General features: G+C 38.7%; 20 protein-coding genes and 3 tRNA genes. 19 read left to right on the top strand and 4 right to left on the bottom strand.

Annotated elements, in window-relative coordinates:
- The first annotated feature begins 8 nt into the window (after positions 1 to 8).
- From map to ACG59Z_RS02495, 4 genes are all read left to right on the top strand, one after another.
- Entirely contained in the window at positions 9 to 833 is an 825-nt protein-coding gene (gene map, locus ACG59Z_RS02480; RefSeq protein WP_400197824.1) for a type I methionyl aminopeptidase, read from the top strand.
- Positions 834 to 1,038: 205 nt separating this feature from the next.
- The gene (locus ACG59Z_RS02485) at positions 1,039 to 2,157 is read left to right on the top strand and encodes an OmpW family protein (RefSeq protein WP_400197825.1); all 1,119 of its coding nucleotides are present in this window, start codon (positions 1,039 to 1,041) and stop codon (positions 2,155 to 2,157) included.
- A 412-nt stretch (positions 2,158 to 2,569) separates the two neighbouring features.
- A complete protein-coding gene (locus tag ACG59Z_RS02490; RefSeq protein WP_400197826.1) occupies positions 2,570 to 3,916 on the top strand; it encodes an MFS transporter in 1,347 nt (448 codons plus the stop codon).
- Between the two features lie 170 nt (positions 3,917 to 4,086).
- On the top strand, positions 4,087 to 5,301 hold the full coding sequence (locus ACG59Z_RS02495) for an MFS transporter (RefSeq protein ID WP_400197827.1): 1,215 nt from the start codon (positions 4,087 to 4,089) through the stop codon (positions 5,299 to 5,301).
- 243 nt (positions 5,302 to 5,544) lie between these two features.
- On the opposite strand, the gene sthA is transcribed toward ACG59Z_RS02495, so the two are convergent.
- Complete coding sequence (gene sthA, locus ACG59Z_RS02500; RefSeq protein WP_004700414.1) at positions 5,545 to 6,957, bottom strand: Si-specific NAD(P)(+) transhydrogenase; 1,413 nt, start codon at positions 6,955 to 6,957, stop codon at positions 5,545 to 5,547.
- Between the two features lie 196 nt (positions 6,958 to 7,153).
- Here sthA and lipA point away from each other — a divergent pair, with 196 nt between their 5' ends.
- The 3 genes from lipA (at position 7,154) to ACG59Z_RS02515 (ending at position 11,402) form a co-directional block, all read left to right on the top strand.
- Positions 7,154 to 8,167: a lipoyl synthase gene (gene lipA, locus ACG59Z_RS02505; protein WP_001289255.1), complete on the top strand. Its 1,014-nt coding sequence runs from the start codon at positions 7,154 to 7,156 to the stop codon at positions 8,165 to 8,167.
- 282 nt (positions 8,168 to 8,449) lie between these two features.
- Entirely contained in the window at positions 8,450 to 10,915 is a 2,466-nt protein-coding gene (locus ACG59Z_RS02510; RefSeq protein WP_400197830.1) for an acyl-CoA dehydrogenase, read from the top strand.
- Between the two features lie 103 nt (positions 10,916 to 11,018).
- Complete coding sequence (locus ACG59Z_RS02515; protein WP_212511088.1) at positions 11,019 to 11,402, top strand: carboxymuconolactone decarboxylase family protein; 384 nt, start codon at positions 11,019 to 11,021, stop codon at positions 11,400 to 11,402.
- A 38-nt stretch (positions 11,403 to 11,440) separates the two neighbouring features.
- Here ACG59Z_RS02515 and ACG59Z_RS02520 read toward each other — a convergent pair whose 3' ends face one another.
- Entirely contained in the window at positions 11,441 to 11,977 is a 537-nt protein-coding gene (locus ACG59Z_RS02520) for a cysteine peptidase family C39 domain-containing protein (RefSeq protein ID WP_400197834.1), read from the bottom strand.
- A gap of 221 nt (positions 11,978 to 12,198) precedes the next feature.
- Between ACG59Z_RS02520 and ahcY the strand changes: the two genes are divergently transcribed.
- The 6 genes from ahcY to ACG59Z_RS02550 all read left to right on the top strand — a co-directional run bounded on the left by ahcY (position 12,199) and on the right by ACG59Z_RS02550 (position 22,055).
- Positions 12,199 to 13,581 (top strand): adenosylhomocysteinase, encoded by a 1,383-nt coding sequence (gene ahcY, locus ACG59Z_RS02525; RefSeq protein ID WP_400197836.1) that lies wholly within the window; start codon positions 12,199 to 12,201, stop codon positions 13,579 to 13,581.
- Between the two features lie 72 nt (positions 13,582 to 13,653).
- Positions 13,654 to 14,490 (top strand): methylenetetrahydrofolate reductase [NAD(P)H], encoded by an 837-nt coding sequence (metF, locus tag ACG59Z_RS02530; RefSeq protein ID WP_311086867.1) that lies wholly within the window; start codon positions 13,654 to 13,656, stop codon positions 14,488 to 14,490.
- 18 nt (positions 14,491 to 14,508) lie between these two features.
- Positions 14,509 to 15,231 (top strand): 16S rRNA (uracil(1498)-N(3))-methyltransferase, encoded by a 723-nt coding sequence (locus ACG59Z_RS02535; RefSeq protein WP_400197837.1) that lies wholly within the window; start codon positions 14,509 to 14,511, stop codon positions 15,229 to 15,231.
- Positions 15,232 to 15,365: 134 nt separating this feature from the next.
- Entirely contained in the window at positions 15,366 to 18,218 is a 2,853-nt protein-coding gene (locus tag ACG59Z_RS02540; protein WP_400197839.1) for a putative bifunctional diguanylate cyclase/phosphodiesterase, read from the top strand.
- A 236-nt stretch (positions 18,219 to 18,454) separates the two neighbouring features.
- The gene (locus ACG59Z_RS02545; RefSeq protein ID WP_151817803.1) at positions 18,455 to 20,725 is read left to right on the top strand and encodes an NADP-dependent malic enzyme; all 2,271 of its coding nucleotides are present in this window, start codon (positions 18,455 to 18,457) and stop codon (positions 20,723 to 20,725) included.
- A 91-nt stretch (positions 20,726 to 20,816) separates the two neighbouring features.
- Positions 20,817 to 22,055: a multifunctional CCA addition/repair protein gene (locus tag ACG59Z_RS02550; protein WP_396463047.1), complete on the top strand. Its 1,239-nt coding sequence runs from the start codon at positions 20,817 to 20,819 to the stop codon at positions 22,053 to 22,055.
- A gap of 50 nt (positions 22,056 to 22,105) precedes the next feature.
- Here ACG59Z_RS02550 and ACG59Z_RS02555 read toward each other — a convergent pair whose 3' ends face one another.
- A complete protein-coding gene (locus ACG59Z_RS02555) occupies positions 22,106 to 23,281 on the bottom strand; it encodes a S1C family serine protease (RefSeq protein WP_151817802.1) in 1,176 nt (391 codons plus the stop codon).
- A gap of 194 nt (positions 23,282 to 23,475) precedes the next feature.
- On the opposite strand from ACG59Z_RS02555, the gene ACG59Z_RS02560 reads away from it, so the two are divergent.
- The 6 genes from ACG59Z_RS02560 to ACG59Z_RS02585 all read left to right on the top strand — a co-directional run bounded on the left by ACG59Z_RS02560 (position 23,476) and on the right by ACG59Z_RS02585 (position 26,072).
- Positions 23,476 to 24,234, top strand: coding sequence for a Nif3-like dinuclear metal center hexameric protein (locus ACG59Z_RS02560; RefSeq protein WP_151739174.1), 759 nt, complete (start codon positions 23,476 to 23,478; stop codon positions 24,232 to 24,234).
- A 147-nt stretch (positions 24,235 to 24,381) separates the two neighbouring features.
- Positions 24,382 to 25,008, top strand: coding sequence for a superoxide dismutase (locus ACG59Z_RS02565; RefSeq protein ID WP_000208083.1), 627 nt, complete (start codon positions 24,382 to 24,384; stop codon positions 25,006 to 25,008).
- A 147-nt stretch (positions 25,009 to 25,155) separates the two neighbouring features.
- Positions 25,156 to 25,231: transfer RNA gene (locus ACG59Z_RS02570), tRNA-Asn, on the top strand.
- Positions 25,232 to 25,239: 8 nt separating this feature from the next.
- Positions 25,240 to 25,315, top strand: a tRNA-Asn gene (locus ACG59Z_RS02575).
- Positions 25,316 to 25,496: 181 nt separating this feature from the next.
- A tRNA-Asn gene (locus ACG59Z_RS02580) sits at positions 25,497 to 25,572 on the top strand.
- A 56-nt stretch (positions 25,573 to 25,628) separates the two neighbouring features.
- A complete protein-coding gene (locus tag ACG59Z_RS02585; RefSeq protein WP_400197844.1) occupies positions 25,629 to 26,072 on the top strand; it encodes a DUF2726 domain-containing protein in 444 nt (147 codons plus the stop codon).
- Positions 26,073 to 26,082: 10 nt separating this feature from the next.
- On the opposite strand, the gene ACG59Z_RS02590 is transcribed toward ACG59Z_RS02585, so the two are convergent.
- Positions 26,083 to 26,283: a hypothetical protein gene (locus ACG59Z_RS02590; protein ID WP_311086861.1), complete on the bottom strand. Its 201-nt coding sequence runs from the start codon at positions 26,281 to 26,283 to the stop codon at positions 26,083 to 26,085.
- Between the last annotated feature and the right edge of the window lie 80 nt (positions 26,284 to 26,363).

A 26,363-nucleotide genomic window follows, 5' to 3' on the forward strand; every position in this document is an offset into this window, starting at 1 on the left:
TAGAGATCATGAACAGTACTTATACAGCTCCACGTCGATTAATCAAAACTCCAGATGAAATTGAAAAAATGCGCATTGCAGGACGACTGGCGGCTGAAGTTCTACAGATGATCAAGCCGTATATTAAGGCCGGTGTAAGCACACTCGAGCTTGATACGATTTGTCGTAATCATATTGAAAATGTACAACATGCTATTCCGGCCTGCGTAGGTTACGGTGGTGCTCCAGGACGCCCTGCTTTTCAACACTCTATCTGTACTTCGGTTAACCATGTCGTATGTCATGGTATTCCATCTGAAAATAAAATCTTAAAAAACGGCGATATCCTTAATATTGATGTAACCGTAATTAAAGACGGCTATCACGGCGACACGAACATGATGTACATCGTGGGTGGTGAGACTTCTATTTTGGCAAACCGTTTATGTAAAGTTGCTCAAGAAGCAATGTATCGTGGAATGGCTACAGTTAGAGATGGTTCATATTTAGGTGATATTGGTCATGCCATCCAAAAATATGTCGAGTCAGAACGTTTTAGCGTAGTACGTGAATATTGCGGTCACGGTATTGGTACTGTGTTCCATGATGAACCTCAAGTATTGCACTATGGGCAACCTGGTACTGGTATGCGCTTAGAAGCCGGGATGACTTTTACGATTGAACCAATGGTCAATGCTGGTGTTTGGCAAACCAAATTACTTGGTGACAAATGGACTGTTGTAACCAAAGACCATAAACTCTCAGCTCAATATGAACATACTATTTTGGTCACTCAAACAGGTATTGAAGTGTTAACCGCTCGTCCTGAAGAAGACCTCTCACGCTTTAATTAATAATTTAATTAAATTTAATAAAAGGCTACTTTATGTAGCCTTTTATTTTTTATTTTGTACTTTTATTAACAAATCTTTCTAAATATAAACAAATATTTCAAAAACATTACAATTATTAATTTTTATTACACAATTATTTTAATAAAACGCGTTATGGTGGGCTCAATAAAAATCAGTAAACAAATGTCTGGACATGGAGTCCTTTATGATGAAAAAGTCATTATTTTGTATGACAGCTGCCTTTTTTGCTCTGCCTACAGTCACTTTCGCTGCTTCACCATATTTTAGTTTAAAAGATGGTGATGGTTTCAAACGTTTTTCGGTCTCGGCTGGTTGGCTCCATGCTATGCCTCAAGGCTCAGGAAATCCTGTTAATATCAATACTAGCGTTGCAGAAGGTACAACATCTAAAGTTGGAGATGTATCTACAAAAGCCGTTTTAGATGCAATCGATCAAAGTAAAACTTCAGGAAAATTCTGGTATAGCACTATTAGCCTTCTTGATAAGTTTACAGACACTCTTCCCTCATCACTTGCAGGTACAGCAGAAGTTAATGGCCTTTCTCAATGGCAACAACAAGGTTCTGGCTTAGAAGCTTCTGATGTTGATACTGTTGGCCTTATGTTTAACTACAACTTTACGGACAATTTATCTTTAGAAATTAAAGGCGGTATTCCTCCTAAAGTAGATATTAATGGAAAAGGTAATATTTACGCTCCCCTTTCTGGAAAAGCGACTCCACTAAAAGATGGATCTTCAATTGGAGAAATCATAGGAGGTGGAATTTCCGGGGCGGGTGGAGATATTCCTTTAAAACAAGATCTTCATATTACTGATCTTTCTCAAGGGGGTAAGGCTGCGACTGCACGTGCATGGTTACCAGCAGTTGAACTACACTATCAATTTGGTAAATCTGGGGTAAATAAATTCCGCCCATATGTAGGTGCTGGGGTCATGTATGCCTATTTTAATGATTTAAAAATGAATTCTGGTATTGAAGCCGATTTAATTCAAGCGGGACACATGATCCAGAATATCCATGATAATAAGGCAGGTGCAGCATTAGATCGCAAAACATCTTCAGCAAATCCTATTGTGAAACTAGAAGCGACTGATACTTTTGCACCTATTGTTACTGTCGGTGCAACTTATGACTTTAACCCAAACTGGTTTGCTGTCGGTTCCGTTTCTTATTCAAAAATGAATAGTGAAGCAAAAATTTATGTTACTGACCAAAATACAGGTAAAGAGCTCATTAAAGCAAATACCAAAATTGATATTGATCCACTCATTACCTATGTAGGTGTAGGTTACCGCTTCTAATTTTTAAAAGAACCTAAGCTATAAAAGCTTTACTGAAGCTTTTATAGCTTTTTTATTAGGCAGATTAAGGCTGCTTCTTTTTAAACCAATATGCTAAAAAAATGAGCACTTTTTATGGAAGCTCTAGCAATATTTAGCTTCTATCATTCTTATTAGCATTTTTCGTTTCATACTTATTTTATGATTCATTTTCTTAACCTCTAACTAATTTAATAAAATTAAAAACTAAGGTTTTCCTTTTAGTAAAAATTATTTTTTGGCACGTCCTTTGCTTTGTTTACAGCATGATGAATCAATGGCGATTCAATGGATAAACCAAGACGGCCAATGACGTCCGCTCTGATCGGTATGCAGATAGACAATTCATTTTGTCATGCAAATTAAAATTTCGTTCAGTTCAGGGGGACGGCGTATGTCTTCAAATATCAATCTAGATGCAAAAAAAGCAACTGAGATTAAATTATTTAGTTTCTCAACTCCAGCCATGCGTGCCTTTCACATGTCTTGGCTCGCGTTCTTTGTCTGCTTCTTCGCATGGTTTGCCTGTGCTCCATTAATGCCTGTTATTAAAGGCGAATTTGGCTTAACAAAAGATCAAATTGCCAATATTAATATTGCCGCCGTTGCGATTACGATTTTAGTACGACTCGCTGTTGGACCACTTTGTGATAAATATGGTCCACGAATTACCTATACAGCCCTACTCTTACTCGGCAGTATTCCCGTATTTGGTGTCGCTGCTGCCAACAGTTATGAATCTTTTCTATTCTTCCGTTTGCTGATTGGTGCAATTGGCGCAAGCTTTGTCATTACGCAATATCATACAAGTATTATGTTTGCACCTAACGTTGTAGGTACAGCAAATGCTGCAGCGGCTGGTTGGGGTAATGCTGGTGGGGGTGCAACTCAAGCTTTAATGCCTTTATTACTCGGTGCAATTGTCATGTTTGGTGCTGAACAGACTATGGGCTGGCGCATTGCACTCATCGTACCTGGTGTAATGATGGTGATTGTTGGCGTCCTTTACTGGAAACTTACCCAAGACTGTCCTCAAGGAAACTTTAAAGTAGTTCGTGCACAAGGTATTGAAGTTGGCAGCGGTAAAAAAGGCGGTATGGCAATTTTAATGCAGGCTGCTCGTAACTACCGTGTCTGGATTTTATTTGTGGCTTATGGCGCATGCTTTGGTATTGAGATTTTTATCCATAACGTTGCAGCCATGTACTATGTTGATCAGTTTAAAATGGATTTAAAAACTGCTGGTTTAACTGCCGGAATATTTGGTCTTCTCGCATTATTCGCTCGTGCGCTTGGTGGCATTATTTCCGATAAAGTCGCACTTACAAAAGGACTAGATGGACGCACTAAAGTACTTGTACTCATGATTTTGGGCGAAGGTTTATTCTTAATTCTTTTCTCTCAAATGAACGGCGTCACTCTCGCTATTCTTTCAATGACTATCTTTGCACTATTTACCCACATGGCCTGCGGCGCAACATATGCACTTGTACCATTTATTGACCGCAATGCATTAGGCGGTGTTGCTGGAATTATTGGTGCAGGTGGGAATGCTGGAGCAGTTGCAGCAGGTTTCTTGTTAAAAGGTGTACTTGATGTTCAAACTTGTCTATTTATTTTAGGTGGACTGGTTATGGTTGCAGGTTGTAGCGTAATTTTGATTCGCTTCACAACCGAACACAAAGAAAAGGAAAAAGTACTTTTTGAACAGGCTTTACTTGAACGTAATTCTGCAGCTTAACTTTTATAACAAGCAGGAATCAAAATGATTTCTGCTTGTTTATTTTTTTATAACGCCACATACCACTTCCAAACTTTTTAATTCTTCTTAAATATTTTTATAGATATATCGATATTATTCGATATATCTTCTACAATGATTCATCACATTCTTATAACTTTCTATTCACAATGACCAAAACAAGCAATCAGTTTTCTCAATCCCTTATCTATATGCTGATTGGCAGTGCCTTTATTTTGGCCCTTTCATTAGGTGTCCGTCATGGTTTCGGTCTCTACCTTGTACCCATGAGCCATGAATTTGGTTGGGGGCAGCATGTTTTTAGTCTCGCAATTGCGATGCAAAACTTAATCTGGGGAGCCGTGCAGCCTTTTACTGGCGCAATCGCAGATAAATATGGCAGCAAAGTTGTGGTTACTGTTGGGGGGTTACTTTATGCCCTTGGCTTACTGTTAATGGCTTTTAGTTCAAGCATCTTAATCTTAAATTTGAGCCTAGGTCTTATTATTGGTTTAGCTTTATCAGCTACTTCATTCACAGTATTGCTTAGCGCAGTAGGCAGAGCTGCTCCACCAGAAAAAAGAAGTATGGCAATGGGCATTGCCAGTGCAGCTGGTTCTTTTGGCCAATTTATTATGCTGCCTTCCACCCTTCTCTTACTTAAAACAGTGGGATGGTCTTCAGCTTTAATGGTAAGTGCGCTGTTAATCGCTCTTATTATTCCTCTAGCATGGATGTTAAAAGGGCCAAGCAACCAAGCCCCAAAAGCAATTGCTCAACCTCAGCTCACCTTTAAACAAGTACTAAATATTGCTAGAAAACATAAGCCATTTTGGTGGTTAGCTTTAGGTTTCTTAGTATGTGGATTCCAGGTTGTTTTCTTAGGTGTCCACCTACCAGGTTATTTAATCGATCACGGCTTTGATGCAGCCTCAGGTACAGTATTTCTTGCTTTGGTCGGGTTATTTAATATTGTAGGAACTTACGGCGCAGGTTGGTTGGGAGACCGTTTCTCGAAACCTAAATTATTAATGGCACTTTACGGAAGCCGTGGCATCGCAATCATTGCCTTTTTACTATTACCGTTAAGCACTTATACGGTATATGCTTTTGGCATCATTATGGGTCTTCTATGGCTCTCTACTGTTCCGCTCACGAATGGCATTGTCGCAAATATGTTTGGTGTTAAATATCTTTCAATGTTAAGCGGCATTGTGTTTTTCACCCATCAAGTCGGTTCTTTCTTTGGCGGTTGGCTTGGCGGTGTTAACCATGACTTAACAGGGAATTACAATGCGATTTGGCTATGTTCAATAGCTTTGAGTATATTAGGGGTAATTGTACATTTCTTTGTAAATGAGGAGGCTGTTATTCATGACGCATAATGCCTTACTTTTGAAAACAATTATGACTTTCTTCATTATAGCTCTTCTGGTTCTTTCTATTATTTTATGGAAACAGACACCTGATTTATTTGAATATTTCAATCAAGCATTTTGTGCACACTAGAGAGATGAGGCGCTAAAATCGCTCTGTACATTGTCATAAAAATATAAAAATCGTATGGTCTAATGAAAATAAAAAAGCCCGCAAGTTTGCGGGCTTTTTTATGAAAAACTTATTTAAAATCAAAACAAGCGATTCATACCATTAAGTGCAGCTACACGGTAAGCTTCAGCCATGGTTGGATAGTTAAACGTTGTTTCAACAAAATATTTCAAGGTATTGTTTGGGCTGTGCATAACTGCTTGCCCAATGTGGATAATTTCGGCAGCGTTATTACCAAAACAATGAATACCTAAAATTTCTAAAGTGTCGCGGTGGAAAAGAATCTTCAATTCACCCACTGTATCACCCGTAATTTGTGCACGAGCCAAATGACGGAAAGAAGCTTGGCCTACTTCATACGGAATTTTCTCTTCCGTTAATTCCTGTTCATTTTTACCAATTGATGAGATTTCCGGAATGGTGTAAATACCCGTTGGGATATCACGTACTGGCTTCGCATCTTCACCACTCATGTTTGCGCCAGCACAGCGCCCTTGGTCATAAGCAGCAGAAGCAAGTGATGGCCAACCAATCACGTCACCAGCAGCATAGATGTTTTCAACTTCAGTTTGGTATTGGTCATTTACAGAAAGCTGACCACGGTTGTTTGGTACTAACCCAACATTCTCAAGACCTAAACCTTCTGTATTACCTGAACGGCCATTACACCAAAGGATCGCATCGGCTTTAATCTTTTTACCACTTTGTAAATGTAATACAACATGGTCATCAAAGGTTTCAAGATGGTCCATTTGTTCGTTGTGACGAATCAATACACCCTGTTCACGTAAGTGATAAGACAAAGCATCAGCAATCTCATCATCTAAATAGCTTAAGAGTTTTTGCTGAGTATTAATCAAGTCAACTTTATGGTCTAAACCAATAAAGATCGAAGCATATTCACAGCCAATAACACCTGCGCCGTAAATAATGATTTTTTGAATTGAGTAATCAAGATCAAGAATTTTGTCCGAATCAAATACACGAGGATGGTCAAAGTCGAGACCTTGCGGATGGTAAGGACGACTACCTGTCGCAATCACGATTTGCTTACAGATAATTGTTTCTTTAATGCCTTCATGGCTAAAAACTAAAACTGTATTTTTATCTTGAATATATGCACGGCCATGAAATACGCCGATTTTGTTGCGGTCATAAAAGCGTGTATGCGTATCAACCTGTTGTTGAATCACTTTGTGTGCGTTACGCAACACCTGTTTCATGGTGAACTGTTTCCATTCACCTACTTTTTGAAACATTGGATCACGCTGATAGCGAATAATACTAGAAACTGTTTGACGCAATGCTTTACTTGGAATCGTTCCTACGTGGGCACAGTTACCACCGAGTTGATCACGTACATCTACAATTGCAACACGCTTACCCGCTTTTGCAAGCTTCATTGCCGCGCCTTCACCTGCAGGTCCAGAACCGAGAACTACCGCATCGTACTTAACGAAATTCCCACTAACGACCTCTTTTTTACGTGGCATTGAAAGCTCCTTCCTCTCTTGAATGACCATATTTTATAATAGATTATGACTAATATGCGGTGAATTTATGTATTTCTCAACCCTATATTTCTGAATAACCACATTTATTATATGAATAGTTATTTTCCGCTATTAACCAAAGAACTCCGCTATAATACAATGTCAATGTCTCTATAAACGAGTGGAAAAGTTAAATATGTCAGAACACCGTAAACCTGAACAGGGTGTAAAACTTCGTGGCGCAGAAAAAGTCGCAAGAATTCCTGTAAAAGTTGTACCTACGGTTGAAGTGCCGCGTAAACCTGACTGGATTCGTGTCAAGATGACGGCACCAGAAGAAGTTCAGCGTATTAAAACCACTTTACGTGCTCAAAAACTCCATACCGTTTGTGAAGAAGCAGCTTGCCCTAACCTACCAGAATGTTTTGGTGGTGGTACAGCAACATTTATGATTATGGGTGATATTTGTACACGTCGTTGCCCATTCTGTGATGTCGCACATGGTCGTCCAAATGCATTAGACCCTGATGAACCTCGTCACATGGCAGAGACCATTGCCAATCTTAAACTCAAATATGCAGTAATTACCTCAGTTGACCGTGACGACCTACTTGACGGCGGTGCACAACATTTTGTGGACTGTATTAAAGAAGCTCGTGCGCTTAGCCCAAATACATTACTCGAAATTTTAGTGCCAGACTTCCGTGGACGTATGGATATTGCTTTACGCATTATGACTGAATGTCCACCAGATGTTTTCAACCACAATATTGAGACTGTGCCTCGTCTATATAAAGCGATGCGTCCAGGTTCAGATTACCAACACTCTTTAAACTTATTAAAAATGTTTAAAGAATACTGCCCTGACATCCCAACAAAATGTGGTTTGATGGTAGGTATTGGTGAGACTGAAGAAGAAGTGATTGCATTACTTGATGACTTACGTGCTCACGACGTTGACTATGTGACGATTGGTCAATACTTGCAACCTTCTAAACAACATGCGCCAATTGACCGTTTTGTAACACCAGAAGAGTTTGAACGTTATGCAGAGCATGGCCGTAAACTTGGCTTTAGAAATATCTGGTCTGCGCCAATGGTTCGTTCAAGTTACTTTGCTGATCGTCAATATCATGGTGAGCCAGTTCCAGAAGTTCGTCGTAAAGTAGATCCTGCTAAAAAAATCGCGGTTCAGGTCGTCGAAGCTTAATAAATTGAATATCTCTAAAAAGCCCTCTAATACAGAGGGCTTTTTATTTGTATAAGAAAATCAATAACATTTCTTGACAAATCGATAAAACAAGCCATTACACATTCATTGAAAAATATCTTATATCTAAAAGCACGATATATCCCTGCTCTAGCATATACATCAATTGCGACATAAAAAATTAAATTTAAACAGCATTAAAAAATTAGCTAGTTAAGCCTTAAATCTCTCCTCGCTTTTTTGTAACTTCCAACTTGAGGGCTTATCTAGCAAGGAGCAAGTATGATTTTCCTACTCTTTGTTTTAAGTATTGTGATTCAGCTCGCTGCAATATGGGCAATTTTCTTTTTTAACCTAAACAGAGCCATTGGCAGCATTCTTATGATTGCGGTAGCCATACTTACCGCAATCATTTTAACGCCATGGTCACTGCTTTTAGGGATTCCTCTTATTGCCCTTAGCATTATTATTTTGTTTAAGCCTTTACGGTTTAGCTTAATTACAAAACCTGCTTATAAAACTCTGGCAAATTCAATGCCAAGTATCAGCACAACCGAACAAGAAGCATTGGAAGCAGGAACAAGTTGGTGGGAAAAAGAATTATTTATGGGTGCTCCAGATTGGTCGCAATTTGAGAAGTATCCTTACCCTACACTTTCATCAGAAGAACAAAGTTTTATTGATAATGAAGTTGAAGTGCTATGCAGCATGCTAAATGAATGGGAAATTCACCATCAATTAAAAGACCTTCCTCCGGAAGTTTGGCAGTTCATTAAAGATAAAGGTTTCTTAGGCCTGATTATTCCCAAATCCTTTGGCGGTAAAGAATTTAGCTCATTTGCTCAAAGCCGTATTATGAGCAAAATTGCGTCACGCTCATTAACTGCAGCAGTAAGTTGTATGGTTCCGAACTCTTTAGGACCTGGTGAACTACTCATGCACTACGGTACTGATGCGCAAAAGCAACAATACTTACCGGGCCTTGCTAAAGGTGAAGAAATTCCATGCTTTGGTTTAACCAGTCCAGAAGCAGGTTCAGACGCTGGCGCCATTCCAGATTCAGGCGTTGTTTGCTACGGCGAATATGAAGGCGCTCAAGTCCTTGGTCTGCGCATGAATTTCTCTAAACGCTGGATTACGCTTGCTCCAATTGCCACAGTAGTTGGCCTAGCATTTAAGCTTTATGACCCTGAAGGTCTACTCGGCGATAAAAATAAAACCGAATACGGTATTACCTGTGCCCTCATTCCTGCAAGCCATGCAGGTGTAAAAATTGGAGCACGCCATTATCCCGGTTCTCCATTTATGAATGGAACAGTAGAGGGTGAAGATGTCTTCATTCCAATTGACTGGATTATTGGCGGACAAGAAAATGCTGGTAAAGGCTGGCGCATGCTCATGGAGTGTTTAGGTGTTGGACGTGGTATTTCACTTCCAGCGTTAGCTACAGCCGCAGGTGAAATGAGCTATTTAACTGTAGGGGCTTTTGCGAGAATTCGTCAACAGTTCAATATTTCTGTTGGTAAATTTGAAGGTGTGCAAGAAGCAAGTAGTGAAATTGCCAGTGATGCCTATATGCTTGAAGCATTCCGTTATTTAGTGACTTGTGGTTTAAATCAAGGCGGAACTCCTGCCGTGATGACTGCCATGGCAAAATACTATGCAACAGAAACCATGCGTAAAGTCATTAATCACGGTATGGATATTGCCGGTGGACGTGCAATTCAACTTGGACCACGTAACTTCCTAGCCCTTACCTATCAAGCAATTCCAATTGCAATTACGGTAGAAGGCGCAAATATTTTGACCCGTTCATTGATGATTTTTGGTCAAGGTTCAATGCGCTGTCACCCTTATCTTTTTGAAGAATTGCAACTTCTTCAATCTGAAGATAAAGCTAATGCAGTTCAAAAATTCGATGATTTATTATTTAAACATTTAGCCTATACCTTTAACCGTGGGGCAAAATCATTTGCTTATGGTTGGACAGGTGGCTCAAGCGATGCCCCTCAATCAGTAGATCAATTTACTGCCAGTTACTATAAGACGATTAACCGTTTTAGTGCCAACTTCGCGCTTGTTTCGGATATGTCACTTGGTTTACTTGCAGGAGACTTAAAACGCAAAGAAATGTTATCAGGACGCTTAGCAGATATTCACGCGCACCTGTTTATTTCTACTGCGATTTTAAAATTTTATGAAGCTGGCCAAAAAACTGAAGCTGAACAACTTCACGCCAAATTAGCGCTACAAAAAGCTTTTTTAAATATTCAGGAAGCATTTTGGGGATTATTTGAAAACTTCCCAGCTAAACTTCCAGCAGCATTTGTAAAATGGATCTGTTTCCCTCTTGGCCGTGTCATTTCAAAACCTGACGATGAGTTAAAACAGCAAGTTGCGGAACTCATGATGGAAGAACATCCGTTTAGAGAGCAACTCAAACGCCATGTGTACTATTCAACTGAACCTAATGATGTCACTGGCCGTCTAGAGCACACGTTCCAGATTTTAAGAACTATTGAACCACTTTGGGATAAGTTTAAGAAAGCTGAATCCAAAGGCAAGTTTACAGGTCTTACATTTGAAGAGAACATTACACAAGCGATAAAAGAAGGCTTTATTTCTGAAAGCGAAGCTCAACAATTATTGCAGTACAACGCAATTCGATTTGACAGCATGCTTACCGATGTTTTTGATGAAAAACTCGATAAGGATCTACCTTTGTCAAACCCTCATCAAATAGTGTGACTGGTGCCTCCACCAATTCACTATTGCAATCATTTTTGATTCGCATTAATTAATAAATAGCCATAAAAGCGTCACTCGACGCTTTTATTTTTAGGAGAAATTAATGTCTAAGCAAGATTACGAAAATGGATTAAAAGTACGCACAGAAGTGATGGGAGAAGCTTTTGTAAAACGTGCCCAAGAAAATACCGTACCCTTTACTCAGCCTTTACAAGACTGGATTAACGAACATGCATGGGGATCGACTTGGCAACGTGAAGGTGTACTTCCACGTAAATATCGCTCATTAATTACTTTGGCTATGCTAACCGCACTTAAATCGCCAACTGAACTTAAAGGCCATATTCGTGGTGCACTCAACAATGGTTGTACAGTCGAAGAGATTCAAGAAACTTTATTACACAGTCTGCCATATTGCGGCGCTCCCGCTACTCAAGAAGCTTTTCGTGCTGCTTTAGAAGTGATTCAAGAATATCAACAACAATAACTTCAATCTGAGCCAGAACTCTACTGGCTCACTTTGACCTAATTCAATTTAGTCGAATAAATATTTAAATTACGATCACCAATTACGATAGCCTGTCGACAAATTCCTTCTGCTTTACGCTGGTTCTCAAAAACTGCTGCTGACATTGGTTCGAAACTATCAAAAAAGCAAATTTCTTTTGGATCTATAGAATAAACGAGCGACTGATTTCCAACACCTTCTAAAGTGTCGTAGTACACGATTACCATTTGCCCATTTTGAATTGCGACTTGAATGTCTTGATAGCTCAGTGCTGGTCCCATTGGTATTTTCAATACCTTTGCTTCTTTATAACTCATGCGTTCACTGGGACTAATGTTAGGGTCTTTATCTGAATAAAATGAAACATCAAAACCAAACTTTTTTAAAGCAACAGCTAAAGCAATGGTATAGGTACCATCTTGCTCATATCGGCAAACTTTAATCAACTCAGCAACATCAACTTGAACCCCATAATGCTTTAGCATCATCCAAACTGCAAAAACACCACTGTTTGCCTTGAGGTTTGCCAAAGATTCGGGAATATTTAAGGCCATAATTTAAATCTAAAGTCGTAATTAAGCAGATAATAAACAAAACTGGATTGGCACTAAAAGCTTTTCCAAGTACAATGTTTCGCTAGTCGAGGGATGCTGCGACAAATGATCGGCACTAAAGATCATTTTGCCAGGCTCGACGATCGGTTAAACACTCGTTTTAACCAACAACGGCATCCGCGAACAGAATGATCAATACTATTTTTTCCTAGGAGATCCTGATGAACGCGGTTAATGCTTCATTTACAGATTATAAAGTTGCTGACATCTCACTTGCTGACTACGGTCGTAAAGAAATCAAACTTGCTGAAGCAGAAATGCCAGCTTTGATCGGTTTACGTAAACGTTATGCAGCGTCTAAACCACTTGCTGGTGCAAAAATTCTTGGTTGTATCCACATGACCATTCAAACAGCGGTTCTTATTGAAACGCTTGTTGAATTAGGTGCTGAAGTTCGCTGGACATCTTGCAACATTTTCTCGACTCAAGACCACGCTGCTGCTGCAATTGCTGCTCGCGGTATTCCAGTTTTTGCTTGGAAAGGTGAAACTGAAGAAGAATATGTATGGTGTCTTGAACAACAAATCAATGTAAATGGCCAACCTTGGGATGCCAACATGATCTTGGATGATGGCGGTGACTTAACTGCTCTTGTTCATGAAAAATATCCTGCTCTTTTAGAACATATTCACGGTATTACCGAAGAAACCACAACAGGTGTTCAACGTCTTATCGAAATGTGGAAAGACGGTTCTTTGAAAGTACCTGCAATTAACGTAAATGACTCAGTTACTAAGTCTAAAAACGACAACAAATATGGCTGCCGTCACTCATTAAATGACGCAATCAAACGTGCTACAGATATGTTGTTATCTGGCCGCCGTGCGCTTGTGATCGGTTATGGTGACGTAGGTAAAGGTTCTGCTCAATCTTTACGTCAAGAAGGCATGATTGTTCGTGTAACAGAAGTTGACCCAATTTGTGCAATGCAAGCATGTATGGACGGCTATGAAGTTGTATCTCCATACAAAAATGGCGTACAAACAGGCAAAAAAGAAGATATTAACCATGACCTTCTTGGCAACACTGACCTTGTTGTAACAACAACCGGTAACTACCACGTGTGTGATGCAGCAATGTTAGACAGCTTAAAAGCTGGTGCAGTTGTATGTAACATCGGTCACTTCGATACAGAAATCGACACAGCTTATTTACGTGGTTACAAGTGGGTTGAAGTTAAGCCACAAGTTCACCAAGTTTACCGTTCAGAAGACGAAAACAACTACCTTATCCTTCTTTCTGAAGGTCGCCTTGTAAACCTAGGTAATGCAACTGGTCACCCATCACGTGTAATGGATGGTTCTTTTGCTAACCAAGTTTTAGGCCAAATTCACTTATTCCAAGAGAAATTTGCTGACCTTCCTGCAAGTGAAAAAGCTGCAAAAATTCGTGTAGAAGTTCTTCCTAAGAAACTTGACGAAGAAGTTGCTGCGGCAATGGTTGCAGGTTTCGGTGGTGTACTTACTCAGTTAACTCAAGAGCAAGCCGATTACTTAGGTGTTGCTGTTGAGGGACCATTCAAGTCTGACGCTTACAAATACTAAGAATTTAAGGGCAGACGGTGAACCGACTGCCCTTTTTTCTAAATAATGTTTCGCTGTTTACAAGGATTTGACATGACTAAACGTACACCTATTTCTTTTGAGTTTTTCCCGCCAAAAACTGATGCTGGTGCTGAAAAACTTCGTATTGTTCACCAAGAATTACAGCTATTAAACCCTGAGTTTTTCTCAATTACTTATGGTGCTGGTGGTTCTACTCGTGAGCGTACGCTTGCTGCCATTGATGATTTCAACGGTAAAGGCACGCCTGTTGCTCCTCACCTCTCTTGTATTGGCGATGATAAGACACGTATTGCTGAACTACTCGATTTGTACAAGGCACAAGGCATTGACCGTATAGTCGCTTTGCGTGGTGACTTACCATCTGGTCAAGTTGGACTTGGCGAGCTTCCTTATGCTCAAGATTTAGTACGTTTTATTCGTGAGCACTCAGGTGATCATTTTCATATTGAAGTTGCAGCTTATCCAGAAATGCATCCTCAAGCTGAAAGCCTTGATTCAGATATCCAACGTTTTATTGAAAAAGTACAGGCTGGTGCCAATGCAGGAATTACCCAATTCTTCTTTAATCCAGACTCATATTTTTATTTTATAGAGCGTTTGGAGAAAGCTGGAATTAATATTCCGGTCGCTCCTGGTATCATGCCAATTACCAATGCAAGCAACTTAATTCGCTTTGCAGATGGCACTGGTGCTGAAATTCCTCGCTGGATTCGTAAGCAATTACAAGCCTATGGTGATGACAGTGAAAGTATTAAAGCTTTTGGTCATGAAGTTGTTGTTAAGCTATGCGAACGCCTGATTGCAGGTGGTGCACCAAGCTTGCACTTCTACTCAATGAACCAAGTCGAACCAACTCGTCAACTTGTTGTTGATCTTGGTTTAAATTAATTTTGTAAGGCGTACCCAATGAATCGTTTTTTTATCGAAACTGAACTTACAGTTGGCTCAACAATTCAACTGACTGAATCGGTATTCCATCATTGGGTGCGTGTTTTACGCGCACAACTACAAGAACAAGCGACACTATTCAATGGGCAAGGTGGCGAATATCTCGCGACACTCACCGAAATTAATAAAAAAAATGCATTTGTCACCATTGAGAATTTTAATCCTGCAAACCGTAATGCCCCTTTTAAAGCTGTTCTTGGTCAGGTCATGAGTAAAGGTGACCGAATGGATTATGCCATTCAAAAAGCCACCGAACTTGGTGTAAGCAAAATTCAGCTTTTAACCAGTGAACGTTGTGAAATGCGTTTAAAATATGACAGAGATCAAAAAAAATTAGAGCACTGGCAAGCCGTTGCAATTGCAGCATGTGAGCAATGTGGGCTTAACTTAGTCCCAGAAGTTTTAGCGCCAGTCCCTCTTCATGAATGGTTAAATTCTTCTGATCTTCCTGCATCTAAATTTGTTTTGGCTCCGGAAAAAGAACAAAAAGATGTATTGGCAGGGATCCAACCCGAACTTGCTCTCTTAATTGGTCCAGAGGGTGGTTTAAGTGAAAATGAAATTACGCAAGCCAATCAAGCAGGTTTTATGAACTGGTGCATTGGAGACCGTGTATTGCGCACTGAAACTGCCCCTGTTGTTGCATTATCTATTTTAAATTATCGGTTTTTATCCATATAAACTAATTGAACATTGATTAAATCAACAATTAAAGTTAACTTACTTTTACTGTATGAATATTAATTTAAATTTTTTTCCACTGATAAATCAGATTCTTTCTGTATAAATGTAAAAAAATAGGATAGAAAAATCTTATGTCTGGCCTTCAGGAAGAATATTTACAGCATCAAACCAAAATTGAACAGCTCCGGCTCTCAATTCAATATATTCGCTGGTATCTGATTAGCCTAATATTACTTTGCCTGATTTCAGCCATTATTTTCTCTTGTTACTTTATTTCCTACATTACTAAATTTATTTGGTCAATTGGCTTTACTGTTTTAACTTTTACCTGTCTATTATTTATTCCAAAACTTTTAACCCAGTATCGTGATATTAATTTTATTAAGAAAACTGATTTAACGCTGCAAGGTATTTGTTTGCTCTCTGGAATTTTAATGGGAATAAATATAATTGTTCTTCATTTTTCACTTCCAGCTACATTAATATCCGTCTCTGATGTTCATATCCTCATTGCTCTATTTATTACCTCAGCACACATTATTGGCCTGACCTTTCTGACTCAGCAGCCCCGATATTTTTATTTGTTATTTATTCCAAGTACAGTTCCACTCATTATTAGTCAATTTACCCATTCTCAAATCACGCAACTTCCTTTTTACTTTGCTTATAACTTAGCTTTTGTTGCAACTTTGCTTTGCGCTTATGCAACTCAACGTAACTATCAAAAAATCTCTCAACTACTATTTAAAAATAAACAACTCGTACAAGTCGCAGAACAACATACACAATGGGCTGAAGAATTATGTGTACAGCTTCAGCAAGAAGTAAATAAATCCAAAGATATTGAGGCACAGCTTCAATTTAATAATCATTTACTCGAACAAAAAGTACGAGAAAGAACATACGACTTAACTAAAATGAATGAGAGGCTTGAAAGCAATCATCATAATTTAGCATTTGCCCATGAAACCGCAGGTATTCGACCGTGGGACTGGGATATTGAAAAACAAAAACTAGAAATCACTTTCTTTGATCAGCAAAAACAAACGCAAAATACGTCTTTACACCTCAAGACCATATTAGAGCGTATACATCCTAATGACCGACAATTATTTGATGAGCGTTTAAAAGAACACTTGGAAGGAAAATCTGATCATTTCAATATTACTTTCCGTATCTTACGTCGTAATGGCTCTTGGCGTTGGATTCATGATGTAGGTCGTGTCATTAGCCGTGATCCTAAAACCAATAAAGCTTTACGCATGGTCGGAATGACCAGAGATATCCATCAGGAAAAAAAAGATCAAGAGCATCTAAGACTCTGCGCTATTGTACTTGAACAAGCTGCTGAAGGTATTTTTATTCTAGATGAAAAACTTAATTATATTGATGTTAACCCCTATTATGAAAAATTAACTGGTTTTTCAAAGTCTGAATTATTAAATCAGCAACTATTTAACATCGCAATAAATCAGAAATTACAGCAACAACAGTTTCATGACTCAATTACTCAACAACTTCTAAAAACTGGCGAATATATGGGCCAATTTGATGAAAAGTTTGCATCGGGTAAGAGTGTTTATTTATGGCTTCATATTAATGCAGTGAAAGATGAACACAGCCAAGTTATTAATTATATTGGTTTTGCGCGTGATTTAACTGAGCAGAAACGCCAAGAGCAACATTTATCTTATTTAAAAAATTATGATAGTTTAACTCACCTTCCTAACCGTTTTTATTATTACAATCAATTACATCAGTATTTAGTCAATCCTTCTTATAGTTTTAAAAATTTGGCATTAATAAGAATTAATATTGATAGATTTAGAGCATTTAATGAATTTCTAAATAATGATAGTGGTGATGAACTGCTAAAACAATTTGCACAGCGTCTACGACTCACCAATATTAATGCCATTTTAGTTGCTTATTTAAATGGGGATGATTTTGCAATCATTTATGAAATATCACCGATTCATCCAAATATTGAGCAATATTGCCAAAATATATTACAAGCATTAAATGCCCCTTTTTATATTGATCAGCAAGAATATTTTATTACAGCCTCTATTGGAGTTGCTTGTTTTCCTGAGCACGGCAGACAAATTGACCATCTCAACAACCACGCAGAACAAGCATTGTCCGAAGCAAAACGCTTGGGTGGCAATACTATTAGCTACTATTGTAATAAAACAACGAATCCATATAAGACAGCAGATTTAGAACAAGAACTGCGTAAAGCCATTCAAAATGATGAATTTGTGGTTTATTACCAACCAAAAATTAATTTAAATGATAAATCGGTTAAAGGCTTTGAAGCTTTAATTCGCTGGCAGCATCCTGAAAAAGGACTAGTTATGCCAAATATGTTCATTCCTTTTGCCGAGCGTAGTAGTCTTATTTCCGATATTGGCAAAGTTGTTTTAGATAAAGTCGGCAAACAATTACAAGAATGGAAAAATGCTGGCTATACAGATATTCAAGTCTCTGTAAATATTGTGGCTCAACAAATTCATCGAGGATTATTGCTTAACGATTTAGATGAATTTTTAGAGAAATATCAGCTAGATGGCTCAAATATAGAACTAGAAATTACTGAATCAGCTTTATTGGACAATACCGATAATGTGAAGAAACTACTGCACTCAATTAAAGAGCGCAACATTTCGATCGCACTCGATGATTTTGGTACTGGCTATTCATCTTTAGCTTATCTAACCGAATACCCAATTGATGTTTTGAAAATTGATCGAGCCTTTATTTCGAAAATCGGTGATCAAAAACAAGAAGCTATTGTCAATGCCATGATTGCAATGGGTAAAAGTATGGCGCTTAAACTGGTTGCTGAAGGTGTTGAAACTGAAGAGCAAGTTATTTATCTACAAAAACAACGATGTGATTTTTTACAAGGCTATTTCTTTAGTCGCCCGCTCCATCCAAATCAGATTATTCAATATCTACAATCAAATACGTATATTTCATAATTGTTTTAACAGTCTATTTTACATGCGCTGGTTTTTCCAAAAATGAGCGTTTTTGACTGTGAGAAATAAAGAAGTAGTGTTATATTCTTTAGCATTTAGCTCACTACGGGGCTATTGGCAATTCGTCTACTATTCTCTTAATTGGTAAAAATTAAAGCATAGTAAAAGAACTGAGTTGCCTCCCCCTAAATGAGTGATTTGACTAGTTTGCTTTTTTGTATCAAATAGAGACTCAGATGGACGATCAATCTTTAAAACAGGCCGCTTTAAATTACCACGAATATCCAAATCCAGGGAAAATCAGCGTCACGCCTAGTAAGCAACTCGTCAACCAACGAGATTTGGCTCTAGCTTATTCACCAGGGGTTGCTGCTCCATGTTTAGAGATTGAACGTGATCCTTCAGCTGCTGCAAAATACACTGCACGTGGTAACTTGGTTGCTGTTGTAAGTAACGGTACTGCGGTTCTTGGTTTAGGTAACATCGGTCCATTAGCTTCTAAACCAGTAATGGAAGGTAAAGGCGTTCTGTTTAAAAAGTTCGCTGGTGTTGACGTATTTGATATTGAAATTGCTGAAAACGATCCAGATAAAATCGTTGATATTGTTGCTTCATTAGAACCAACTTTCGGCGGTATTAACCTTGAAGATATCAAAGCGCCAGAATGTTTCTATATCGAGAAGAAACTTCGTGAACGCATGAAAATTCCTGTGTTCCATGATGACCAACACGGTACAAGTATTATTGTAGGTTCAGCATTATTAAATGCTCTACAACTGGTTAACAAGAAAATTGAAGAAATCAAAATTGTTGCTTCAGGCGCAGGTGCTGCTGCCCTTTCTTGTTTAGATTTACTTTGCGCTCTAGGCGTAAATAAAGAAAATATCATTGTTGCCGATTCTCGTGGTCTACTTACGACTTCACGTGAAGGCTTAGATGAATCTAAAAAACGTTATGTACAAGACATTAAAGCGACGCAATTACATGAAGTAATGGCTGGTGCAGATATGTTCTTGGGTCTTTCAGCTGCGGGTATTCTCACCAAAGATATGGTGAAACAAATGGCTGAAAATCCAATTATCTTTGCTTTGGCAAACCCAGATCCAGAAATTCTGCCTGAACACGCACATGAAGTACGTCCTGATGTCATTATGGCAACTGGTCGTTCGGACTACCCGAACCAAGTAAACAACGCTTTATGTTTCCCTTATATCTTCCGTGGTGCACTTGACGTAGGTGCGACAACCATTAACGAAGATATGAAAATTGCATGTGTACACGCAATTGCACGTATGGCTCATGTAGAAGCTGATGCTGCAACATATGGTGAAAAATCTGCTTCATTTGGTCGTGACTACTTAATTCCACGTCCACTTGATCAACGTTTGATTTTAGAAATCGCACCTGCTGTTGCTAAAGCTGCAATGGACTCAGGTGTTGCAACTCGTCCTATCGAAGATTTCTCTGCATATCGTCAAAAACTTTCTGAGTTTGTTTATAACTCAGCATTCTTGATGAAACCAATCTTTGCTCAAGCAAAAACTGATCCTAAACGTATTGCATACGCTGAAGGTGAAGATGAGCGCGTATTACGTGCTGTTCAAATTGCAGTTGATGAAGATTTAGCTAAACCAATTTTAGTTGGTCGTACTGCAGTCATTGAAGCAAACATCAAAAAATTGGGTCTACGCTTACAACATGGCGTAAATATTGAGATTGTAGATCAAGAACAAAACCCGATGTACGAAGAGTTTTGGAAAGACTACTATCAAACCATGCAACGTAAAGGCATTACTGTTGAATATGCTCAACGTGAAGCTCGCCGTCGTTCAACTTTAATCGCATCGCTTTTGGTTAAATTCGGCAAAGCAGATGGTATGTTATGTGGTACTTATAGTAGCTATAACATTCACCTTGACTTCGTACGCAATGTCATTGGTCTTAAAGAAGGTATGAACAACTTCTTCACGCTAAATGCATTGATGCTTGAAGACCGTAACTTGTTTATTGCTGATACGTATGTAAACACTAATCCTACTGCTGAACAACTTGCTGAAATGACAATTTTAGCAGCTGAAGAAGTACGTCGCTTTGGTATTACACCACGCGTAGCTTTACTTTCTCACTCAAGCTTCGGTAGCGACCAGACTGATTCAAGCGCTCAAAAAATGCGTGAAGTTTATCGTATTTTATCTGAGCAAGCTCCAGAGCTTGAAGTTGAAGGTGAAATGCATGGTGATGCAGCATTAGACGAAAGCATTCGTCAATATGCTTTCCCAGGTTCACGTTTTAAAGGTTCTGCAAACTTGCTTATTATGCCGAACCTAGATGCAGCAAACATTTCATTTAACTTGTTAAAAGCAACTTCTGGTAACAACGTTACAATTGGTCCAATTTTGCTAGGTGCTGCTAAACCAGTTCATATTTTGACACCTACAGCGACAACTCGCCGTCTTATCAATATGACTGCTTTAACAGTTGCTGAGATTCAACAACAAGAAAAGTAATTTAGAAACCGCTTTTTACGAAAAGCCTTTCTAATGACTTGAGAAAACCTCTATTCTGTAGCATGATTGCTTGAAGAATAGAGGTTTTTTCATGCAAGTGTATTTAGTAGGCGGTGCTGTTCGAGATTATTTACTTGGGCATCCCTATCAAGAAAAAGACTATGTTGTGGTCGGTGCAACGCCGGAACACATGCTCGCCCAAGGTTTCCAACCTGTAGGCAAAGATTTCCCTGTGTTTCTTCATCCCCAAACCAAAGAAGAATATGCACTTGCACGAACCGAACGAAAGTCTGGTCAGGGATACCACGGATTTCAATTTTTTACTGATACAACTGTAAGTTTAGAAGACGACTTAATTCGTCGTGACTTAACTATTAATGCAATAGCCATGGATCAAGACGGCAAAATATACGATCCATATGGTGGCCAAAGCGACTTAGAAAATAAAATTTTGCGTCATGTTTCGGAAGCATTTGCTGAAGATCCTTTACGGGTTTTACGTGTCGCTCGTTTTGCAGCTCGATATTTCCCATATGGTTTTCAAATTGCTCCTGAGACCTTGCAGCTTATGCACACCATGGCAGAGTCAGGTGAACTAGATGCATTAACACCAGAGCGTGTATGGAAAGAAACTTCTCGCGCTTTAATGGAAACTCATGCTGATATTTACTTCCAAACTTTGCGTGATTGCGGCGCATTAAAACATCTTTTCCCAGAGATTGATGCTTTATTCGGTGTACCTCAACGCCCTGAATATCATCCAGAAGTGGATTGTGGTGTTCACACCCTTATGTCTCTGCAACAAGCTTGTAAATCGAATTATTCACTCGATGTACGTTTTGCTGTTTTAGTACATGATCTGGGTAAAGCGCTTACTCCAGCCGATGAGCTTCCTCGTCATATCATGCATGAAGAACGTGGAATTAAACCGGTTACTCAATTATGTGAGCGTTTAAGAGTTCCAACACAAACCAAGCAATTGGCATTATCAGTGTGTAAAGAACATTTAAAATGCCACCAGATTATGTCATTAAAACCAGGCACTTTATGGCGTCTATTACAACGCCTAGATGTTTTACGTCGCCCAGAAAGAGTCGAGGCTTTTGTCCAAGCCTGTGAGTGTGATGCAAAAGGAAGATTAGGACTAGAAGATCGTCCGTATCCTCAAGCTCAATATATGCGTGAAGCCATGCAGATTGTTCGCTCTATTAAAGTTCAGGATTTACCAGAGAACATTAAAGGTGCGGAAATTGGTGAAATGCTCATTCAATATCGAATTGAGGCTTTAGCTGAGTTTAAAAACCAACATCAAAGTCTTAGCCATTCTTAATCAGTAGTCATAAAAAAAGCCTCATCGTGAGGCTTTTTTTTTATGAGGTTTTAACGTTTAGGAAGCGGGATATACTGAGATTGAGTATTTTGCGCTTTTCGCTCGCCCACAGTCACAACAAAGTTTTGTTGTTTCCCATCTCGTTCAACCAACACATTAATTTCGCTATTTGGCGCTTGTAAAGCCACGTAATTAATCAAATGAGAAGCCGAAGTAATCGGTTCATTATTTACCTGAACAATTTTATCGCCAACTTTAATCCCAGCTGAAGCCGCTGGACCACTTTTTAATACATCAGCAACAACTACACCTACTGGTGGTTTTGGTGCCAATACATCATCTTGTGTAGGTGGAAGTAAACTAATACCTAACCAGCCACGAACTACACGACCATCTTTTAAAATTGAGTTGAGTACTTGTTGACAAACCTTAGCAGGAATTGCGAAGCCAATACCTAAAGAGCCACCTGATTGTGAAAAAATAGCCGTATTCACACCAATCAAGTTACCAGCCACATCAATTAAAGCCCCACCTGAATTCCCAGGGTTAATTGCTGCATCAGTTTGAATAAAGTCTTCATAGGTATTAATACCTAAATCTGAGCGACCTGTTGCTGAAACAATACCTTGGGTTACCGTTTGCCCTACACCAAACGGATTACCAATTGCTAAAACAACATCGCCTACCTCATTACCACTTAACTTAAATGGCAATACTGGCAGCTTATCTAAATCGATTTTAATGACTGCCAAATCGGTATCGGGGTCAGTTCCAACAATTGTAGCTTCTGCACGACGTCCGTCATGTAAAGCAACTACAATCTGGTCAGCTTGGGCAATCACATGGTTATTGGTAAGAATATAACCATCAGCACGAACAATAACCCCTGAACCTAAGCTATTTTCATTTTGCTGTTGTTGTTCGGGAACCTGATTTCCAAAAAATTCACGGAAAACCGGATCACTTAATAAAGGATGATTTTGTTTAACTTTCTGGGTCGTAAAAATATTAACAACTGCCGGCGCTGCAACTTTTACCGCAGCACTATAAGACACCACCCCGCCCGTTCGAGAAGTATCCACCAGTGGCTCAACTTTCTCAGCAGGCATTTGCACCCCATCAACTGCAACAGTTGGTTTCGGCTGATGGTATTTTTGCCATGCAATAAAACTGGCAATTACAATAATAAGTAACACCCAAGGTAACCATGTAAAGGTGCGGCGCACGTTCATATCCTCTACGCAAAGAAGTTTTTAATTAAATTAATATATTGAACAAAAAGAGTTTTCAGTTAAGTATTTTAAATTAAATATGTCGATATACATAAAAAAGTCAAAAAAGATTTGTCTAGCTTTAGTTACACAACAAAATATGTTTCTATAGCTTTAGCAACTATTTACTACTCAATTCAGGAAATATCATGGCGAATTTGCATGAAATTATTCAGTGGTGCGACCAAACCTTAAAAGCAGCAGAGTTTAAAGATTACGCACCAAATGGCCTGCAAATTGAAGGTTCAACTGAAGTAAAACGTATTCTTTGTGCAGTAACTGCTTCTGAAGATGCAATTGATGCAGCCATTGCTCAAAATGCAGACTTATTACTCGTACACCACGGTTATTTTTGGAAGGGTGAACCGTATCCAATCACTGGTATGCGAGGCAATCGCATTAAAAAACTTATTCAAAATAATATTTCATTGGTGGCTTACCATCTACCTTTAGATGCGCATCCAAGTTTAGGCAATAATATCGCTATTGCAGAAAAACTAAACTTACAAAATTTAGAACCCCTTGATCCAAATGAGAAACATCCGATTGGTAATATTGGTTATTTAGAACAAGCGCTTTCTGTAGATGAATTTAAAGCAAAACTACAAAACAGTTTTGATTTTAAAGTGATTCACTTACCAGCTGAAAAACAAAGCATTCAAAAAGTAGGCTTCTGTACAGGGGGCGCTCAAGACTTTATTGCTAAAGCGGCTTTGCAAAACTGCGATGCTTACATTTCAGGCGAAGTCAGTGAACGAACTTTTTATGAAGCAAAAGAATTAGGTGTTCATTATTTTGCCTGTGGCCACCATGCAACTGAACGTTATGGTGTTCAACGTTTGGCACAGGCTATTTCAAAACAGTTCTCTGTTGAAAGTGAATATTTTGAATTGAATAATCCGATTTAATTAAGTCTTTTTTTCAATCTGTGTTATGCGTATTAATTAGATCTTTATTGTGTATAGTTCTTTAAAACGATGCCCTATTGTGAACAGAATCATTTACAATAGAGCCACTTAATATTGTATAACCCAGCAAATGCAAGGAATAGGAACATGACAACCATTACTTTACCTGCACTTCCATATGGCTATGATGATTTAGCGCCACATATCAGTAAAGAAACTTTAGAATACCATCACGACAAACACCACAATACCTATGTTGTTAACTTAAACAACTTAATCAAAGGTACTGACCTTGAAGGTAAAACTTTAGAAGAAATCATTAAAGCAACTGCTGGTGATGCATCTAAAGCTGGTATTTTCAACAACGCTGCTCAAGTTTGGAACCACACGTTCTACTGGAACAGCATGAAGCCAAACGGTGGTGGTAAGCCTACTGGTGCAATCGCTGCTAAAATTGACGAAGCTTTTGGTAGCTACGAAAAATTTGCAGAAGAATTTACTGCTGCTGCAACAACTCAATTCGGTTCAGGTTGGGCTTGGTTAGTTGCTGATGAAGTGAACGGTAAACTTTCTATTACTAAAACTTCTAATGCAGACACTCCACTTGCACATGGTCAAATTGCTGTATTAACAATTGACGTATGGGAACATGCTTACTACATCGATTTCCGTAACTTACGTCCTAAATACATCGCAACTTTCTTAGAAAGCCTTGTGAACTGGGACTATGCAAATGCAAAACTTGCAGGTCAACCAGCTGGTGTAGAGAAATAAGTTTATTTCTTTATAAAAAAACCACCCTCTTTAGGGTGGTTTTTTTATTTTTAGTACAACAAAAGCATATTAATCAAGCAAACGATTCATTTTCTTTAATATTCTTATTGACGCTTTTAGATTTCATCCATAAAATGCGCATCAGATTCTCCAATAGCTCAGTCGGTAGAGCGACGGACTGTTAATCCGCAGGTCCCTGGTTCGAGCCCAGGTTGGAGAGCCATCTACTAATCTCCCATAGCTCAGTCGGTAGAGCGACGGACTGTTAATCCGCAGGTCCCTGGTTCGAGCCCAGGTGGGAGAGCCAAGATTCTAAAAGCCCGCATTTATTGCGGGTTTTTTCTTTTCTAATCATTTAATAATTTTCTATTATTTTGAATAAAATCAATGTTTCGAGTATTTTTAAGCCAATCAGTTAGATATTCTCTTTAATTCTCTTATTAACCCTTGACCTATCCCCCTTTCCTGCCTAAAATCCTTTTCCAGATTCTCCCATAGCTCAGTCGGTAGAGCGACGGACTGTTAATCCGCAGGTCCCTGGTTCGAGCCCAGGTGGGAGAGCCAAGATTCTTAAAAACCCACTCATTACGAGTGGGTTTTTATTTGTATGATGTTATCCCATGTTCGAATCGAGTCATTTATTTTTTATTATTTTAGGTTGCTTAAGCACCTGCATTTTTCTTGTTGTTTGTTTACGTCCCTATTTATTTCCAAAACAAAAATTCTTTGCCCGTCCTGTTATTACTAATTTTGAAACTCAGATGTTTATACGTTTAAAACAGAGTTTCCCAAGTTGCCATGTTTTAGCTCAAGTGGCCTTTAGCGCGTTAATTACCAGTAATGACTATAAAGTTCGTAGTCAGTTCAACCGTAAAGTTACCGACTTTGTCGTGCTAAACGACAAAATGGAAGTAATTGCTATTATTGAACTAGATGACCCCTCTCATCTTGAGAAAGCAGAAGAAGATCGTATCCGTGATCAAATGCTTACCGAAGCAGGTTATATCGTAAAACGATATACAAGCATTCCTAGCGTACGCCAACTACAAAGAGATATTCATTAAATAGCTAATACTATTTTTTATCCGAATTTGCAGCTTCTTTCTCAGCTATTCTTTTTTCCATTTCTAGACGTTGCTGCTCATATTGCTTTTTATTCTCAGCATCACTCTTTGCAGCAAAGAAAAGTATTGCAATAATCAAAAAAGGAATAAGCAACCCTAATCCCATTAATAACCAAGGAACAGATTTTTTTTCAACAGGTTGCTGGCTCATAAGTGCTTTAAACTCGAACATCGTTAATTTTAAGATATGTAACAATATAACAAAAAAGAGCCCTTTTAGGACTCTTTTAA

Source organism: Acinetobacter sp. ABJ_C1_1, assembly GCF_044684115.1.
GTDB classification, from domain to species: Bacteria; Pseudomonadota; Gammaproteobacteria; order Pseudomonadales; family Moraxellaceae; genus Acinetobacter; species Acinetobacter nosocomialis_A.